16 protein-coding genes and 2 pseudogenes are annotated in these 16,931 nt (G+C 71.4%); 6 read left to right on the top strand and 12 right to left on the bottom strand.

Going from position 1 to position 16,931, the window contains the following annotated elements; genetic code table 11:
• Positions 1–3: 3 nt before the first annotated feature.
• The 4 genes and pseudogenes from ACGH7X_RS40750 to ACGH7X_RS40735 all read right to left on the bottom strand — a co-directional run bounded on the left by ACGH7X_RS40750 (position 4) and on the right by ACGH7X_RS40735 (position 2,582).
• Complete coding sequence (locus tag ACGH7X_RS40750) at positions 4–639, bottom strand: GNAT family N-acetyltransferase (RefSeq protein WP_399896122.1); 636 nt, start codon at positions 637–639, stop codon at positions 4–6.
• Between the two features lie 230 nt (positions 640–869).
• Positions 870–1,013: pseudogene (locus tag ACGH7X_RS40745) on the bottom strand (cytochrome P450); the annotation flags it as partial.
• 251 nt (positions 1,014–1,264) lie between these two features.
• Positions 1,265–1,699 carry a PGPGW domain-containing protein gene (locus tag ACGH7X_RS40740; RefSeq protein ID WP_399896120.1) on the bottom strand — a complete coding sequence of 145 codons (435 nt, stop codon included), beginning with the start codon at positions 1,697–1,699 and terminating at the stop codon, positions 1,265–1,267.
• Between the two features lie 139 nt (positions 1,700–1,838).
• The gene (locus tag ACGH7X_RS40735; RefSeq protein ID WP_399896117.1) at positions 1,839–2,582 is read right to left on the bottom strand and encodes a DUF4232 domain-containing protein; all 744 of its coding nucleotides are present in this window, start codon (positions 2,580–2,582) and stop codon (positions 1,839–1,841) included.
• A 143-nt stretch (positions 2,583–2,725) separates the two neighbouring features.
• Here ACGH7X_RS40735 and ACGH7X_RS40730 point away from each other — a divergent pair, with 143 nt between their 5' ends.
• The 3 genes and pseudogenes from ACGH7X_RS40730 to ACGH7X_RS40720 form a co-directional block, all read left to right on the top strand.
• Positions 2,726–3,214: a hypothetical protein gene (locus ACGH7X_RS40730; RefSeq protein WP_399896114.1), complete on the top strand. Its 489-nt coding sequence runs from the start codon at positions 2,726–2,728 to the stop codon at positions 3,212–3,214.
• 277 nt (positions 3,215–3,491) lie between these two features.
• Complete coding sequence (locus tag ACGH7X_RS40725) at positions 3,492–3,665, top strand: hypothetical protein (RefSeq protein WP_399896111.1); 174 nt, start codon at positions 3,492–3,494, stop codon at positions 3,663–3,665.
• Positions 3,666–3,920: 255 nt separating this feature from the next.
• Positions 3,921–4,145: pseudogene (locus tag ACGH7X_RS40720) on the top strand (rhamnose ABC transporter substrate-binding protein); the annotation flags it as partial.
• Positions 4,146–4,237: 92 nt separating this feature from the next.
• Here the strand turns inward: ACGH7X_RS40720 and ACGH7X_RS40715 are convergent.
• A complete protein-coding gene (locus ACGH7X_RS40715) occupies positions 4,238–4,717 on the bottom strand; it encodes an SsgA family sporulation/cell division regulator (RefSeq protein ID WP_399896108.1) in 480 nt (159 codons plus the stop codon).
• A 553-nt stretch (positions 4,718–5,270) separates the two neighbouring features.
• Positions 5,271–5,759 (bottom strand): SRPBCC family protein, encoded by a 489-nt coding sequence (locus ACGH7X_RS40710; protein ID WP_399896105.1) that lies wholly within the window; start codon positions 5,757–5,759, stop codon positions 5,271–5,273.
• A 502-nt stretch (positions 5,760–6,261) separates the two neighbouring features.
• Here ACGH7X_RS40710 and ACGH7X_RS40705 point away from each other — a divergent pair.
• Positions 6,262–7,809 carry a S8 family serine peptidase gene (locus ACGH7X_RS40705; protein ID WP_399896102.1) on the top strand — a complete coding sequence of 516 codons (1,548 nt, stop codon included), beginning with the start codon at positions 6,262–6,264 and terminating at the stop codon, positions 7,807–7,809.
• 89 nt (positions 7,810–7,898) lie between these two features.
• Here ACGH7X_RS40705 and ACGH7X_RS40700 read toward each other — a convergent pair whose 3' ends face one another.
• Together ACGH7X_RS40700 and ACGH7X_RS40695 are read right to left on the bottom strand one after the other, a co-directional pair.
• Positions 7,899–8,153 (bottom strand): hypothetical protein, encoded by a 255-nt coding sequence (locus tag ACGH7X_RS40700; RefSeq protein WP_399896099.1) that lies wholly within the window; start codon positions 8,151–8,153, stop codon positions 7,899–7,901.
• Positions 8,154–8,347: 194 nt separating this feature from the next.
• Positions 8,348–8,917: a TetR/AcrR family transcriptional regulator gene (locus ACGH7X_RS40695; RefSeq protein WP_399896096.1), complete on the bottom strand. Its 570-nt coding sequence runs from the start codon at positions 8,915–8,917 to the stop codon at positions 8,348–8,350.
• A gap of 269 nt (positions 8,918–9,186) precedes the next feature.
• On the opposite strand from ACGH7X_RS40695, the gene ACGH7X_RS40690 reads away from it, so the two are divergent.
• Positions 9,187–10,236, top strand: a complete 1,050-nt coding sequence (locus tag ACGH7X_RS40690) for an LLM class flavin-dependent oxidoreductase (RefSeq protein WP_399896093.1) — start codon at positions 9,187–9,189, stop codon at positions 10,234–10,236.
• A 73-nt stretch (positions 10,237–10,309) separates the two neighbouring features.
• Positions 10,310–11,782, top strand: a complete 1,473-nt coding sequence (locus ACGH7X_RS40685) for an MFS transporter (protein ID WP_399896090.1) — start codon at positions 10,310–10,312, stop codon at positions 11,780–11,782.
• A gap of 10 nt (positions 11,783–11,792) precedes the next feature.
• Here the strand turns inward: ACGH7X_RS40685 and ACGH7X_RS40680 are convergent, their stop codons facing one another.
• From ACGH7X_RS40680 to ACGH7X_RS40665, 4 genes are all read right to left on the bottom strand, one after another.
• The gene (locus ACGH7X_RS40680) at positions 11,793–13,469 is read right to left on the bottom strand and encodes a thiamine pyrophosphate-binding protein (protein ID WP_399896087.1); all 1,677 of its coding nucleotides are present in this window, start codon (positions 13,467–13,469) and stop codon (positions 11,793–11,795) included.
• A gap of 220 nt (positions 13,470–13,689) precedes the next feature.
• Positions 13,690–15,099: an MFS transporter gene (locus ACGH7X_RS40675; RefSeq protein WP_399896084.1), complete on the bottom strand. Its 1,410-nt coding sequence runs from the start codon at positions 15,097–15,099 to the stop codon at positions 13,690–13,692.
• 313 nt (positions 15,100–15,412) lie between these two features.
• Entirely contained in the window at positions 15,413–15,706 is a 294-nt protein-coding gene (locus ACGH7X_RS40670; RefSeq protein WP_399896081.1) for a hypothetical protein, read from the bottom strand.
• A 342-nt stretch (positions 15,707–16,048) separates the two neighbouring features.
• A complete protein-coding gene (locus tag ACGH7X_RS40665) occupies positions 16,049–16,891 on the bottom strand; it encodes a helix-turn-helix transcriptional regulator (RefSeq protein WP_399896078.1) in 843 nt (280 codons plus the stop codon).
• Positions 16,892–16,931: the final 40 nt, after the last annotated feature.

Raw genomic sequence — 16,931 nt, 5'->3', positions numbered from 1 at the left:
GCTTCATGCGGTGAAGAGCGTCCAGTTCTCGGTGAGCCGGAATCCCATGGCCTCGTACAGCGGAACGCCAAGTGGGCTGGCGTGCAGGAAGGCTGTCCGTGCTCCCAGCTCGTACGCGTCCCGCAACACGGCCGCTGTCGCCGCTCTGCCGTAGCCGCGCCGACGGTGCTGCGGTGGGACCGCGATGTTGAACACACCGACCAGGTCGTCCACCAGGACACCGAAGGAAGTCGCCACCGGCACGCCTTCCACTTCGGCGAGGTATGCCCGCATCGAGACGTGGTCCATCACGGCGGGAGCCGTGAAGACGGAGAAGATCTCTTCCGGCCCCTCATACCCGGCGGCCATCACCGTCCGGTAGAGATCACCCTCGTCGCCCAGAACTCTGCGGACCTCCACCCCGTCGGCCTCGGACCTCCGGAGATCGCCGGCATCGAGTTCCTTCAGCATGAAGGGCAGCACCATCCGCTGCTGAAGCCCATGGTCACCCGCCATGGCGACGATCCGGTCCTCGACCTGCTCGCCCCGCACCTGCACACTCCACGCGACGGGCGCCAGCTTCAAAGAAGCGGCGAAGGCCGCCAACTCGTCGGCGTCCGTGGCGCGTGCGGTACTGATGACTCCGTTCAGGAGCGGCATGGGGGCACCGGTGACAAGCTCCGAAGTGCCGTTGGCACCCGCTCGGTAGAAACCGTCGGGCTGAGCCGTCCCGAACATGGCGAGCGCTGCCATCCAAGCGCGCGCTGCGACATCCACGGCATCCAGTGATGTGTCGGTATCCGTCATACGTGAAGGTTACGCAGGTCGGCAGTGGACGGCTCCCCTCCCCCTCTAAAACATGTTTCAACTCTCCGGGATCCGCCGGACGCTCACGGGTGCAGGCGCACCGGCAGGGATCGCACGCTGTTGCCGACGAAGCCGCGGTTGCGCGGGAGCTGCCGATCGGGCAGGACCGGTTCGAGTTCGGGGTAGCGGGTGAAGAGCCGTTCGAGGGCGATGGTCGCCTCCAGCCGGCCGTGAACCTTTCGGCGGGTCGTGCTCGTTTATCCAGTATCCGAAGGTGGGGGGCTCCCCGCGCCGCCGAGTGTGTTCGAACCGGTCCGCCGGTCTCGCGGTGGGGAGCTGACTCTTCGGGACGGAAAGGGGCGGTCGGGCTGTGGAGGGCCCGGCCGCCTTTCCCGTGTGCCCCGGTTGCGGGATCCCGCGCGTCCCGCCTGCGGGCGTGCGGGACGGGAGCCCGCACACGTCGGCATCGGGCGGTACCTCACGCCCGACGGGGCGCCCCGCCGTCGCCTCCGCCCGTCCCGGAGGGCCGGGACCCGCGATAGCTCCACGCCAACAGCGCGAGAAGGATCAGACTGGAAAGGATCAGGCCGGCCCCCGTGGCCCAGCCGCCGAAGGGCAGCCGGGGCTCGAACCCCCACACCAGGCCAGCTGTCATGAGCGCCGCTCCGGTCAGGACGGAGGCGGCGATCCGAAGCGGCGACGAAACACTGTCCGCGGCCGCGCGCAGGGCCCGCCGCTGCACGGGGTCGACGTATCGGGTCAGGGAGGGAAACGGGCGCGAGAGGACCAGGAGGCCGGCGAGCACGAGCAGCAGGCCCGGGCCGGGCAGGACCAGCAGCGCGACGCCGGCCAGCAACAGGGCGCCGCCCGCCACGATCGCCGCTGCCCGGCTCACCGCATTGCCTTTGCTCATGACACCCACACCTTCCGCCCACCCGACGCAACAGACAAAGACACACCTATCAGGGCAATGCGACAACCCTACGCTCAATTGGTCACCTGTCAAGGCGGTGACGCTTGGCGTCGGGAGCCGGCGCCAGAGGGCCGTCCCCTCAGCCGCCCGCCAGTGGCGCCGCCTCCGTCACCGGACCCACCGCGAACACGTCTCCGCACACCCGCAGCCCGTCCAGGTTCTGCGTCGTCACGGACTCCTTCGATCCCGGCGGGTAGACCGTCATCGACGCGGGGGCCGGCCGGCAGTCGCCTCCGCTGACCTCCTCGCCCCCGGTCTTCATCACGGCGTGGGCGCTGTGCCCGGGCCGCAGGGTCACCGCGTGGCCGGCGGTGCCTCCGTCGCTGCTGCGGGACGCGGGCTCCCCGACCCGACGACCCTGCGCGTCCGCGAGCGACACACCGGGGTAGCCGAGGAGCGTGCACGGTCCGGACCCCGTGTTCCTGAGCCGGAGATCGAAGTACTCGCTGTTCATCTCCTGGCCGTTGGACACGAAGGTCAGGGACAGGTCCCCGGCCTCGCACCGCCCGCCCGAGCCGGACCCCGCCGGGTCCGGACGCGGACTGTCGCTCCGGCCTGCCTGTCCCGCCGAGGAGCCGGACGGCGGGGCCGAGGCGCTGCCGGGACCGCCCGTGGCACTGGATGCCGCAGGTGCCGGGGCGGCCGCTGACGGAGTGGCCGCCGACGTGCCCGTGGAGGTGCCGGACGCGCTGTCGCCCTCACCACCACCGGCACCACACGCGGTCAGTCCCACCGCGCACGCGGCCAGCACCGTGGCGCTCACCACGCGCCGCAGCCCTCCGTTCCCACCCCGCCGTGCCGCGTCGTGCCGCGTAGCAGTCATGGGCATCTCCCTGTCCGAAAAGTTCCACTCGAAACACCTCCATACTCCCTGCACAGCGACACAGATGTGTCATGAGATCCGACACGTGTGCATGGCTCGGAGCACAGCACCTACAGTGATGCGACCGCTTCTTCATTGTGGACTTGCAGGAGGAGACCAGCAGGATGCGAGCGATCAAGAAGGCGGCGATCGGATGTGCGGCAGCCGCCATTCCCGCTGTCGCTCTTCTCTGGACCGTCGCGGCGGACCATCCCGAGGGTGACGGTCACCGGGACGTTCCTCTCGTCATCGGAGCGGGTGAGACATGTCGTTCGCTGCAGGATCCACGCTACGAACTCTCGTGTGGCACCACCGCCTTCGGTGACGTGAGGACCCATTGCACGTCGGGCCGGCCAGGCTCCTGTCCCAGGACAAAGGCCGTGACGGTGCGCAACGTCGGCCGAATAGAGGTGGATGTCACCTGGGTGAGCGGCAGGCGCGAAGGCGACCGTCGGTTCTCGCGCGCTCCCGGACTGGACCCCGGCCGCGAGGTCACGATGCGTCCGCGCCCAGGAGACACGTACTTCTTCGACATAATCGTGCGGTCGGCCGTTCCGGGCGTTGGCGCGATAAGGGTAGTCGATGTCTCGTGACTTCAGGTGAGGTCGTCGACGGCACACGTCCGGCACGTGTGCACCTGCATCGCCCCATCGTGGTCTCCAACTTCGCCTCCACAGCGCAGGTTTGACATCGCCGGGAGCAATGACACATTGTGTGCCGCATCGCCGCCTGCGCTCTGTTCGCGGCAGGTCGTTCGAGAGGATCTCATTCGTGGGCAGACGTGCATCATCAGAACAAGGCGACACGCGTTCCACACGTGTACGCATAGCCGCGACCGGCGGCTTCTTCGGGGGTGTGATGGGTGCCGCGATGAGTGCCTTCTTCAACGGCACCCTCGTCGGGCTGCCCTCGGACGAGGTGGCCAACACGGTGAACCATGCGGTCACGGGGCTGGCCAGCGGGTTCTTCGCCGGGTTCATCGGCCTGCTGGTACACCTGCGCAGGAGCTCCACGGAGCGCCCTCGGCCCACGGACACACCGTAGAACAGGCGCGCGATCCCGGCCGTGTGCCGATGCAGGCCGAGACCACCTCCTTCGTCCGGGCCTCACCGACGTCTGTCAGGGGCCGAGGAGTCGCGTCAACGAGCCGCTCGCGGCAGCCTCGTGGCAACTCTGCGAAGGAAGCACATGCGCAAGATCCCCTCACGCTCCACGTCCCTGATGCTCGCCTCGGTCTCCTGCCTCGGTCTGCTCGCCGTCGCCTGCGGCACCTCGAGCGATGCGTCGGCGGACGGCGACAAGGACGGCACGGTCGACGCGTTCCTGCTCTGGGACCCGGCCAAGCTGGGGGAGCCGGCCGGGCGCGCGGCCATCGCACTCGCCTCCGGGCAGATCACGGGCAGAGAGGGCCAGATGTTCCTTGCCGGTGACATGGGCTGGTTCGAAGTGGCCACGGACGGTGTCGTCACCCTGGGTGAACCGACGGTGTTCGACGCCGCCAACATCGACGACTACGACTTCTGATCTCCCGCCGGATCACGACGGCGACTCCGTCTTCTCCATGGGTACTGCCGCCCGTGGCGGGGATCAGTGACGGAGCCGGGATCCCCCGCCCCTCAAAGGTGCGAGTCCGTCGACGGCCCAGGGGCGTCGAGCACCTCCGCGATGAAGGCGTCCCAGTCCAGTGCGTCCATCTCCGACTCGGGCGGCGTGATCCGGTAGGTGTCCTCGAGCCAGCTCTCCAGCGGAGAGACGGGCAGCTCGAACAGGGCGCTCATGTCCCGCGCGTCGAGCAGCAGCCACGCCGTGACCCGGTCGCCGGAACGGGCGGGCCACACCCGTACATCACCACTGCCGCTCACCGAGTGCAGCCCCTTGTGAAGCAGCTCGCGACTGATGCGCCAGGTCACACTCGATCCTTGCTCGACCATGAGCTTCAGAGTCACGATCAGAGGGAAGTCCGGGTCGAACCGGAACTCCGCGCTCATGGGGTGCCGGACGAACCCGTCCAGCACCCGGTGGATACCCAGGAACAGCGAGGGCGGATCCGAGGGCGAGTCCTGCCGGGCCTGAGCATCGGGTCGATAAGCGTCCATGACGAGTACTTCCTTCCGTGGTGCGGACTCGACGCCCCTCACTCTTCTCCGCGAAGGAACCGGACGCATACGTCACTTGACGGGGAGGAACGAACCACGTCTTCCGCAGCCGGCGCCGGCGACCGAGCGGCATGCGCCGCTCGGTGGCCTGCGGGGCGTGCCGTCCGGCACGGGGGCTCGGGGCAGGAGAAGGCCGCGACCGCGCACGACAGGACGCGTGGCCGGCGCGGCTGCGAAGGGTCGGCCACTGCGTCGTCCGGGCCGACCGGCACGAGGCCGTCCCGGACGCGGCTCACCCAAACCGGCTGCGGGCCATGAGCGCGCCGGCGCCGGTCGGGTCACCTCCCACGCAGCCGCCGGCGTCCACGACGAGTTCACGCATGTCGGCCAAGCCGCTCAGGACGGCCGGCGGTTCCGGATCGCAAGGCACCGGCGATGTCATCACGTCGCGTGTGCGGCGAGCGGCCGGGGGAACGTGGCGCCCGGAACCGGCCGCTTCCGGCGGCGGCGGCCGACGGTGATCAGAGGCTACGGCGATCAGAGACGACGGCGATCAGCGGGCCGTGGCTTCCGGCGCCGTCTCGGCGAGTCTCTTGAGCTGGGCGAGCCACCGGGCGTTCAGGCGCTCCGCCCAGGTGGGGGACAGGGCGCCGATGCTCTTGGCGGCGGGGCCGCGCACGACGGCCTCGGTCACGACGTCGGTCTTGTCCCCGACCTCCGTGAGCAGCCAGGCCTGGTAGAGCTGCACACCGGCGCCGATCCCCGACCAGCCGAGCCGTCGGGGCTCGACCCGCTCACCGATGATCACCTCGAAGCGGTGATCGTGGAGCTCCACCTCGAACGCGCTCGCATGGGGCCCCAGCCGGACCTCGGTGATGCCTGGGACCCACTCCGGCCAGCGTGCCATGTCGGTGAGCAGCGCGAAGACCCGGTCCGGCGACGAGTTGATGACGGCCCGCGCCTGGCAGAAGGTGTGCGCGGTCTGCGGCGTGAAACCGGATGGCCAGTGCATGTCCGGGTGGCCGTGTGGGGCGTCGTGCATCCGGTGTCCCTCTCGAGCTGCTGGTCGGCTGAGGCTACGGCCGCCGCGAGAAGGATGCCCCGCAGAGCCATGCCCGCCTCTTTCCACTCTGCCCGCGCGAGCGTGGAGGGGGATACGTCAAATGACTGAGCCGATGAAGGAGACGGGTCCGGGCTCCCGGACCCGGCCGCCGTTCCTGGCGGGCACGGCGAGCGTGGGGCCAGGGCCGCCGTACGTGACGGGTCCCGCAGAGCACCGCGGCGACCGTGTCCGCCGGGCGCCGGCGGGGCGCCCGGGAGGCGGGCAGGACGGCGGGACGCGGGCAGGGCGGCCGGGACGCGGGCAGGGCGGCGACGGCCGCCCCGCCGAGCACCGTGGCCCCGCCGGTCGGGGTCAGCGACCCGGGCGCCGGCCGGTCATGTCGGCGACGGCGGCAGCGAACCTTCTGCCGCCGCCGCACGTGGTCAGAGCAGCGGCGCCGAACACCTCACGTCCGCCGCCTCAGCCGACGAAAGGCACGAATATGGCACACTCGGTCCCCGTCCCCGCGCAGGAAGAACCGGACACGTCGGCCCGTACGGAGCTGACGTTGCTGGTGCGCCGGAGCCGGCGGCTGCCGGCGGACCTGGTGGAAGGGCCGAACACGATCTCACAGCGGGAGTTGGTCACCGGCTACGGCGCCACGGCCGAGGACCTCGCCCACGTGTGTGACGTGGTGCGGGAGTACGACGGGTTCGAGGTGGTCGGCATCGACGCCGCGGCACGGCGGGTCGACGTGGCCGCGCCCGCGTCCGAGGTGATGCGGGTGTTCGGCGGCCGGGCCGGACAGACCTCGGCCGTAGACGCCTTCACCGAGCAGACCGGCACGTACCGGACGTGGGAGGGCGAGCCGGTCGTCCCACCGGAGCTGGTGGACGTCGTGGTCTCGGTGGTGGGCCTCGACACGCGTCCGCGACTGCGCCCGGAGTTCCGGACCTTCCCGGGGCAGCAGCGGATCCTCTACACACCGCCGGAGCTGGGCGCTCTGTACCGCTTCCCGGCCAAAACCGACGGATCGGGCCGGACACTGGCCATCGTCGTCACGGGCGGCGGCTTCCGGATGGAGGACATGGAGGCCTACTTCACCGGTCTCGGCCTTCCGGTCCCCGCCATCCGGACGGTGAGCGTCGGCGGAGTGAAGAACGAGCCGGGAGGCCCCGGCGACCTGGAGGTGGTCTTGGACGTGCAGGTGGCCGGTGCGCTCGCTCCGGGTGCCGACCTGGTCGTGTACTTCGCGCCCAACTCCGACCAGGGGGCGATCGACGCACTCCAGGCGGCCGTCCACGCCACCCCGACACCGACCGCCATCAGCCTGAGCTGGGGCGCCCCGGAGGCGCAGTCCACCCCCCAGGTGCTCACCGCCATGGACGACCTGTTCGCCGAGGCGGCGGCCCTGGGCATCACCGTGTGCGCCGCCATCGGCAACGAGGGCAGCAGCGACGGCGTGTACGACGGCGGTTCCCATGTGAACTTCCCGGCGTCCAGCCCGCATGTCCTCGCCTGCGGCGGAACGACCCTGGTCGGCGATCCCACCAGCGGCACGATCGAGTCCGAGACGGTGTGGAACACGGGAGCGGACGGTGCGACGGGCGGCGGGGTGAGCAGCGCCTTCGGCCTGCCCGACTGGCAGGTTTCCGCCGGTGTGCCCAACCGGACGGGCTCGGACGCCCCGGGGCGGGGTGTGCCGGACGTGGCGGCCAACGCCGATCCCGCCACGGGCTACCAGATCCTCTTCAACGGCCAGTCCGGCTTCATCGGCGGTACCAGCGCCGCCACTCCCCTGTGGGCGGCACTGGTGTGCAGGCTTGCCGAGGGTCTCGGCCGCCCGCTCGGCCTCCTGGCTCCCCTGCTGTACGAGGGCCCGACCACCGACAAGGTGACCGTCGGGTTCCGCGATGTCGTCGCGGGCAACAACGGGGCGTACGCCTCGTCTCCCGGGTGGGACGCGAACACCGGCCTGGGCACACCCGACGGCACCGCGCTGCTGGAGAGCCTCCGCCGACGGCTCGGGTCCTGTGCCACCTCGGAGTGAGATACGCGCTCCGAACACGACCTGTGTGCACGGCGGTTGCTGTTGCGCCGGGACCGTGAGCCGGAGCCGGCCCATCGGGTCGGTGACGATCACGGTCGGCACGGAGCGGCCAGGTACCGGACACCCAGGGGGTCGGAGACGAGCCGGCGCGTGTCGGCATGCTCGCCGTCGGCGTGGAGCCCGCCGCGCGCGGCGCGTTCACCGGGTGTGTCGGCCCTCGCGAGCGCGATGTCGCGGGCCTGCGCGGGATCGGCGGTGCCGAAGACGACGTAGAAGTGGTGCATGACCCGACCGCTTGCCGTATGGAACTCGAAACCTACGAGCCAGGAGCTTTCGGTGACCATGAGCGTGCCTTTCCAGGTGGGTTGACGGCCTGGTGATCCTTGTTCTGTGGTGGAGGCGACCGTCGGCCAATGCGTGCCAACTGCTCTTGTACGTCCAGTGTGCGGACGGCTCGACGCCGGGGCATACGTCACATGACGACAGGTCTGTCGGTGCGTTCACCCTTGCGGGCAGCGGCCGGAGAAGGGGGCGGAGGTCAGGGACGCAAGGCCTGAAGGGTCAGCCCGGCGTACCGGCGCCACAGGGCGGAGTCCCGCTCGGCGATGTTCGCCAGTTGGAGGACGACGCCGCACAGGACCACGCGCAGGTCCAGCACGGTGGCGTCGGGGCGGACCAGTGCGGCGGCCTTGGCCTCTTCCAGCAGCTCCGCGAGCCACTCCAACAGGCCGGACGCGTCCGCGGATCGGGACCCGGCCAGCGCCTCGGACAGCAACCGGTCGTGGGCGAGGTGCTCGAAGAGGCGAAGGGCGTACGTGCCGAAGGCGTCCTGGGTCTCGACGCCGGTCACGGCGGAGGCGAGCCCGCGGCGCAGTACCGCCAGGCGATGCTGCACGACCGCCTCCACGAGATCGTCCTTCGAGGGGTAGCTGCGGTAGATCGTCGCCTTGCCGACCCCGGCGCGCGCGGCGATCTGGGGCACGGTGCCCTGCAGACCGAACTCCTGGAAGATCTCCAGCGCCGCCTCGAAGACCCGCTCGTGGTTCCGGCGTGCGTCGGCCCGCCGGGACGACGTCTCGGACCCGGCCGACGACGGGCTGGTGGTCACGGAGATCGCCCCTTCCTGACTCGCTTGCCCCGGCCGGGACGTGGCCGGGGGCCGCGACGTGCGAAGACCCGACCGTCCGGAGGGCTGGGCGGGTACGGCGGCTTTAATCGGACTATACGGTCCGTTTACTTTCGGCGGCAAACACCCTCCGGCCGGTACGGCCCGGGCAACCGGCCTCCCATTTGACCGGACCATCGGGTCCGTTTATTCTCTCCAGTAAGCGGACTCATGGGTCCGATTAGTCTCCCGCAGTACCGAGGAGTGGAAACATGGACCGCACGACACCGTCCGGCAGCAGCCCCGCCCCCCTGTCGGTGCTCGACCTGACCGTGGTGGGAGAGGGAACCGAGCCGGCGGTCGCACTGCGTCAGACCACCGCGCTGGCGCAGGCCGCGGAACGCTGGGGCTACCGGCGTTTCTGGGTCGCGGAACACCACAGCTTCCCCGCCTCGGGCAGCCCCGCCCCCGCGGTGCTGCTCGCCCACCTCGGCAACGCCACCAGCACGATCCGGCTCGGTTCGGGCGGGGTGATGCTGACCAACCACGTACCGCTGGTCGTGGCCGAGCAGTTCGGTGTGCTCAACGCCCTCCACCCCGGACGCATCGACCTCGGCGTCGGCCGGAACCCGGGCGGCCTGCCCGCCGTCGCCCAGGCACTGCGCCGCGCCGGCGACGACACGCAGAGCGAGGACTTCCGGGCCCTGGTGGAAGAGGTGCTGGGCTTCTGCCGGGACGGGTTCCCGGACGACCACCCCTACCACCGCGATCACGTGCACGTGGTGCCGCGGGCGCCCGAGCTTCCCGTGTGGACGCTCGGCTCGGGCACGACCGGCGCGCAGACCGCGGCGCGGCTGGGGCTGCCCTTCGCGGCCGCCTTCCACATCAACTCCGCACAGGCGCTGCGTGCGATCGACCTGTACCGGGACAACTTCCGCCCCTCCGAGACCCTGTCGGCGCCGCACGTCATGGTGTCCGTGAACGTCACCTGCGCCCCGTCCGAAGCGGAGGCCCTGCGCCTGGCCCGGCCCGGCGCGCTGATGATGATGCGCGCGCGGCAGGGCAAGCAGTCCGCCGTACCGGCCGCCGGCACCGCGGAGAAGTACCCGTACACGCCGGACGAGCGGGAGTTCGTCGACGGATGGCTGGGCGCAGTCGTCCACGGAACGCCGGAAACGGTCCGCACCGGCCTGAACGACCTCCACAAGCGCACGGACGCCGATGAGTTGATGCTGACCACGATGATCCACGACTACGAGGCGCGCGAGCGTTCGTACGCTCTCGTGGCGAAGGAGTTCGGCCTGTCCTCGCGCCAGGGCTGACCTCCCCGCACCACTCCCCCGTGCCCCCACCCGCACCGCGCGTGGGGGCACGCCCCCGAAAGGAAGCGACACCATGACGAACGCCGCTCCCCGCGTGTCCGCGGGCTCCGGCGGCCGGGGGGACGCTCCCGCCACGGCCGCGGAAGCGGGGCGGACCGGGGCGGGCACCAAGTGGCTGCTCGCCCTGATCCTGACCGGTCAGTTCATGGCCACCCTCGACGTCTCCATCGTGAACGTAGCCGCACGGACCATCCAGAGCGACCTGCACGCGTCGGGACCGGCACTGCAGGTGATCGTCGCCGGCTACACCGTCGTCTACGCCGTGCTGCTGATCACCAGTGCCCGGCTGGGCAGCCGGTACGGCTACAGCCGGCTGTTCATGCTCGGCACGGCCGTGTTCACCGTGGCGTCGCTCGCCTGCGGACTGGCCCCCGGCGCGGGATGGCTGACCGGCTTCCGGCTGCTCCAGGGGGCGGGGGCGGCGCTGCTGGTGCCGCAGGTCATGTCCCTCATCCAGCACTCGCTCACGGGCCCCTCCCGGGTCAGGGCGCTCGGCGTCTACACCGCCGTGCTCGCCGCGGGCGCCGTGGTGGGACAGATCCTCGGCGGTGTGCTGGTGGGCGCCGACCTCTTCGGCATCGGCTGGCGCGCGGTCTTCCTCGTCAACGTGCCCGTCGGCGCGGTGCTGCTGGCGGGGCGGAGCCTGCTGCCCGGCATCGAAGGGACACGCGGCCGGAAGCCGGACGTGCCCGGTCTGCTGCTGCTCGCCGCGGCGCTCGGCCTGTTCGTCATGCCGCTCGTGCTGGGTCACGAGACCGGCTGGCCCTCCTGGACGTGGATCATGCTGGCCGCGTCGGTGGTCGCGTTCGCCGCGTTCGTCGTGTGCGAGCGCCGGGTGACGGCCGCGGGCGGCGATCCGCTGATCGAGACACGTGTCCTGCGCTCCCCGGCACTGGCACCTGCGGCCCTCTCCATATGCCTGGTCCTGGTCGCCTTCTCGGGCAGCCTGTTCACCGCCGCGCTCCACCTTCAGGGCGCCCTGGGCTACAGCCCCGAGCACGCCGGACTGCTCTTCCTGCCCCTGGTCGTCGGCTTCGGCCTCGGCGGCCTGTACTGGCGGCGGCTGCCGGCCCGGATGCAGCCCTCCCTGCCGCTGACCGGGCTGCTGGTGTCCGCGGCCGGCTATGTCTGGCTCGGGTTCGTGCAGCGCGACGGCGCACAGGTCGGCGTGGCGGCCGAGACGGCCCTGGGCGTGGTCGGGGTCAGCTCCGGGGTCGCGTACGGACCGCTGTTCGGCCTGGCCCTCAGCCGCGTCGCCCCCGCCGACGCCGCCGACGCCAGCGGTGTGATGAACACCGTCATCCAGCTCGGCCAGGTACTGGGCGTATCCGCGATCGGCACGCTGTTCCTGAGTCAGGTCGTACTTCCCGCCCCGGCGGCGGCTTCCGGACACGCGTTGAGCGTCACGGCGTACACCGTCGCCGCGGTGTCGGTGGCCGCGGCGGTCTTCGGCCACGTCGGGCGCCGTTGCGCACGGACCTCATGAGGCACCGGAACTACGAGGCGCCCGTCGTCCTGCCGCTGATGACCGAGGTCAGGCCGGCAAGGCAGTCGGCCACCACACCGGGGACGACCTTGCAGTCGAGGAGGAGGACTCCCTCGGCTCCCGCTGCCTGCCAGTCGCGGACGACCGCGAGGTCCTCCACGGAGCGCACGGTGGCACCGTGGGCGCCGAGCCCGCGGGCCGTGGCCGCGAAGTCGGTGTCGCCGAAGACCATGGTGTCCCGGTCGGCGCCCAGTTCGCCGTAGAGGACGACCTCCATGCCGTAGCCGCCGTCGTCGTAGACCACCACCAGCGTCGAGTGCCCGGAGCGCACGAGGGTCTCGAGTTCGGACAGGCCCATCAGCGCTCCGCCGTCGCCGAGCGCCACGACGGTGGTCCGGTCGGTGCGGCCCACGGCCGCGCCGACGGCGCCGGCGAAGCCGAGGCCGATGCTCTGGAAGGCGGCACCGGTGAACACGTAGGCCGCCGGGTCGGGGACCGTCCAGTACATGGCGGGCCAGCCGACGAAGTGGCCCCCGTCGGTGACCAGGGTGCGTTCGGCGGGCAGCAGCCCGGCCAGGGTGAGGGTGAGCGTGCGGGGGTCGATCCGGTCACCGGTGCCGGCGTCCTCGAAGGGCTCCTGGTCCCATCCCGGGTTGGCGAGCCGGTCGGCGACGTCGGCACGCCAGCCGGACCCCACAAGGCCGCGCGCCTCGACGCCGTCGAGGAGTGCCGAGGCCATCTCGGCGGCGTCACCGCTGATCAGGAGGTCGACCCGGTCGCTGGTCGGTGTCGTCCGGGTGTCCACCTGCACCAGCACCGCGCCGGGTGCGAGGAGTCCTCCGTCGGCCAGGGTCCACCGGTCCAGGCTCGCCCCGAAGGCGAGGACCAGGTCGGCCTCCCCGATCAGGGCGGCGGCGCGCGGCGAGGCGAATCCGCCGCACACGCCCAGCGACCAGGGGTTGCCGGTGAAGAGTCCCGCTGCCATGGCACTCGTCGCGCAGAGCGCCCCGAGCCGCTCGCCCAGTTCGGTGACGGCCTTGGCCGCTCCCGCCCGCCAGGCTCCCAGCCCGCCGAGGACCAGTGGTCTGCGGGCGCCGGCCAGGAGTTCCAGCACACCCTCCGCGACGGCCGGCGCGGACCGACCGCGCGATGCCTCGGGGCGCGCCTCGGGCCAGGACCCGGGCTCGGGCTCGGTGACCTCGGCGGTGATGAGGTCCGGTGGCAGGCACAGTGCCACCGGCCGCTGTTCGGTGCGCGCCAGCCGCAGCGCCCTGAGGGTGTCGCCGCGCACGGTGGCCGGGTCGGTCAGCCGGATCACGGGCACGTCGAGGGCGGCCAGGAACGCGGTCTGGTCGATGTCGATCCTGCGCGGTCCGGCCACAGGTGTGTCCCCGCAGAGCAGCAGTACGCCACTGCGGTGCTTGACCGCGTCGGTCAGGCCGGTCGCCGTGTTGGTCAGGGCGGGCCCACTGCCGGTGGTGCAGACCGCGACCTCGCCCGTGGTCCGGTAGTACGCGTCCGCCATGGTGACGGCTCCGCCTTCGTGGCGGGCGGACAGGTAGCGCACACCGTGCGACGTGAGCCCGGCGACGGCGAGGACGTTGCCGTTGGCCACCACTCCGAAGGCATGTGCGACTCCGTCCCCCGCGAGCGTACGGCCGATCGCCTCCGCGAAGGTGGTGGTCATCGGTCTCCCCCGCCCGAACCCATCGCCCTTCGCGGAGCGTTCGCATTCCGTCGCGGGCTGTCGAAAGCCGGCGGCCGGGATGTCCTTGGAGGGGCGTTTCATGGCCACCTTCCCCTGTGCTGTGCCACCGCTCACCGACACGGCCCCGGGGCGGGGTCGGCGGGCCCGGCGGTTTCGACGAGCTACCTGTACCGGACACGTATCAACGTGCGGGAAAGGTTCACGGCAGCGAAGCCGGCTGACCGTCGGTGGCGAGTCCGGCGGGCGTGCTGGGCTGCCGGGCGGGAACGCGCATGCCGAGCGCCGCGGCGGCGGCTACCACGGCCGCGACCCCTGCCGCGGTCCAGCCGTGGTGGAAGGCCGTCAGCGCTGCGTGCGCGGTGCGGGGCGTGCCCAGCAGCGTGGCCGTGAGGGCCACGCCGAGCACGGAACCGGTCTGACGGGCCATCGTGGTCACGGCCGATCCGGTGGCGAACCGTGCCGCCGGGAGGGCGGTCGCGGCCGCGCCGATCAGCGTGGGCAGGGCGAAGCCGACGCCGACCCCCGTGATGAGCATGCCGGGGAAGAACTGTGTGAGGTAGTGCGGTTCGGTGCCCAGCGCGGCGGCCCACCAGCCGAGACCGGCGGCGATCAGCAGGCACCCGGTCATGGACGTCACGCCGGGGCCGAACCTGCGGACGACCGGCCCCGACAGGATGGTGACGACCGGGACCACGAGCGGACCGGGAGCGATGGCCAGGCCGGTGCGGATCGCCGAGTAGCCCCAGACCTGCTGGCACCACAGGACCGAGCTGAGCAGCACCGCGGCGAAGGCGACCGTGAAGAGCAGTGCGGACAGCGTGGCTACGCCGAACGTCCGCACGCGCAGCATGGGTATCTCGACGATCGGCACCGGATGGCGGGCCGAACGCCACCAGAAGCCCACGCCCAGCACGACGGCCGCGGCCAGGGATCCGACGACGCCGGGCGAGGCCCAGCCCCAGTCGTCGGCCTCGACGAGGCCGAGAGCCAGTGAGCCGATCGTCAGGGTGAGCAGCACGGCACCGGTCAGGTCCGGCAGCGGGCCGTCGCGGTCCGGACTGTCGGCGGGCAGCAGCCGTACCCCGGTCAGCAGACCGGCCACGCCCACGGGCACGTTGACGAGGAAGGTCCAGCGCCAGTCTGCTTCCACCAGCAGTCCTCCGACGACCGGGCCCAGACCCGCCGCGACGCCGCCGATGGCCGCCCACCAGCGGATGGCGCCGGGGCGGCGTTCCGCCGGAGTGACGACGAGGAGCAGCGCGAGCGAGGTCGGCAGCAGAGCCGCGGCGCCGGCCGCCTGGAGGGCGCGGGCCGCGATCAGCCATCCGACGGAGGGCGCGACGGCGCACAGTACGGAGGCCACGCTGAACAGGGTCAGCCCCAGCAGGAACGTACGGCGGTGTCCGTACCGGTCGGCGAGCCGGCCCGCCACCACGAGCAGGGCGGCGAAGACGATCGCGTACGCGTTGAGCACCCAGGACAGCGAGGTGAGGGGGACGTCGCCCAGATCGGTGCCGATGGCGGGCACCGCCACGTTGACGATGAACAGGTCCAGGTTCACGACGAAGACACCGGCCGAGACGATCCAGGAGGTTGCCCGGCCGTTCACATGTGAGTTTGGATTGCCAACTTCCATGGCAGGGACGCTAGGGGCAACATGTTCGGAAACGCAACCAGTCCTCGGCGTCCACATGGCGCGTGACCGTCGGCACCCCGGACGCAGAACCCGGGGTGCCGACGTTCGCGGTCGGCCACCCGCGCCGGGGGATGGTTGGGTGGCCGTCCTTCGCCCTGCTGTCGCACCACGCACCAGCAGGAGCCCACACCATGGCAACGTGTCGCGGGTCCCGAAAGGTTCACTGCCCGTGGGCTCACCGAGCGACGTGTGAGCCGGACACGGACATCGACTCGCCCTGCGGCGATCAGTGAGTCAGGCGGTTCAGAACCACGGTCGCCAGTCTGAGGGCGGAGTGCAGTTCCATCACCTCGGCGACCGTGGGACGCACGATGTCCGACCAGTCTCCGCGCAGCCCGGGCCATCGCGCCAGCAGGACCTCGGCGCCCGGCAGGCCCAGGCGGGCCTCGACGTCCATGAGGTCCTCGCCCGCCGACGACCAGGACAGCCGGATACGACCCGGTGGGATGCGGGACGGCGCCGCATGGGACGACCAGGCGACCTGGAACGTGCGGTTCGGGGTGTTGTCCACCGTCGTCACGAGCGCGCCTCGCACGCCGGACGGCATGGGTGATCGGGCGACGCCGCTCAGTGCGATCGGGGTCCGGCCGGGGGCGCGTCCCCCGACCAGCGTGAGCGGTGGCGGGGGCGGGCCGACACTGACGGTCCTGGGCCGACGCCTCGGGAGGGGCCGCACGGACCCGGCCGGACGATCGGCGTGCCCCCGCCCGTTGCTGTGGAATGTCATCAGGCTCAACTCCGGACGGGACGGGACGGGCAACTGGCGCCGCGCGACGCGATTCCATCGTCGCTGGAAGGCAATACCCGACACATCCGTCATCTGACGGTCAGCGGGCGGCCGTCCCCGCCGCCCGCACGATCGTCACGTGAGGGCCCCGCCGGACCTCCACTCGGTCATCAGCCGGGCGACCGCCTTCTCCGTGGAGGAACCGGACTTCATCGTGAAGACGAAGAGGGTCTGATCCGCCTCCGACGGCGGCGACACTCCCACCACGTCGAACGTGAGCGCCCCCGCCGTGGGATGCCTGATCACCTTGCGCACCGGGACGTCGACCGCGACCCGTTGCTCCTCCCAGAACGCCGCGAAGAGCGGACTCCTCGTTCTCATGTCGTCGACCAGCGCCCGCAGCCGCGGGTCGTCGGGGTACCGGCCCACGTCGAGCCGCAGCAGCCCTATGACGTCCCCGGCGACGGCGTCCCAGTCGTCGAACCGGCGTGAACTCTCGTCGAGGAAGAACCAGCGGGCGACGTTGCGCTCCCCGGCGGGTTTCGCGTAGAAGTCCGCTATCACCGCGCGCGCGGCCTCGTTGAGGGCGAGGACGTCCGTGCCCCGGCCGTGCAGCACGGCGGGACTGTCACCGACCGCCTCCATGAGGTGTATCAGGCCCGGTCGCGCCGACCGGGCCGCCGGACCGCCGCGGCCGGTCACCGGGAAGTGGGCGAGGTTGAACAGGTGGACCCGTTCCGCCGCGTCCAGGTTGAGCGCCACCGCGAGGGACGCCAGGACGGTGTCCGACGGGGTAGCCTGACGGCCCTGCTCCAAACGGGCGTAGTAATCCGGGCTGACACCTGCGAGTTGGGCGATCTCCTCACGCCGCAGGCCCGGTACCCTGCGCACACCCTTGGTCGGCAGGGGCGCCAGACTCGGATCGCTTGCCAGCCGTCGGGATCGCAGGAACTCACCCAAGGGGGCATTCGATGCCATCCGGTCATTCCTCACCTATGCCAACGCGCTACCGCAAGGG

It is taken from the genome of Streptomyces sp. BBFR51 (assembly GCF_044591655.1).
Lineage (GTDB): Bacteria > Actinomycetota > Actinomycetes > Streptomycetales > Streptomycetaceae > Streptomyces.
This window is presented reverse-complemented; position numbering and strand designations above follow the sequence as displayed.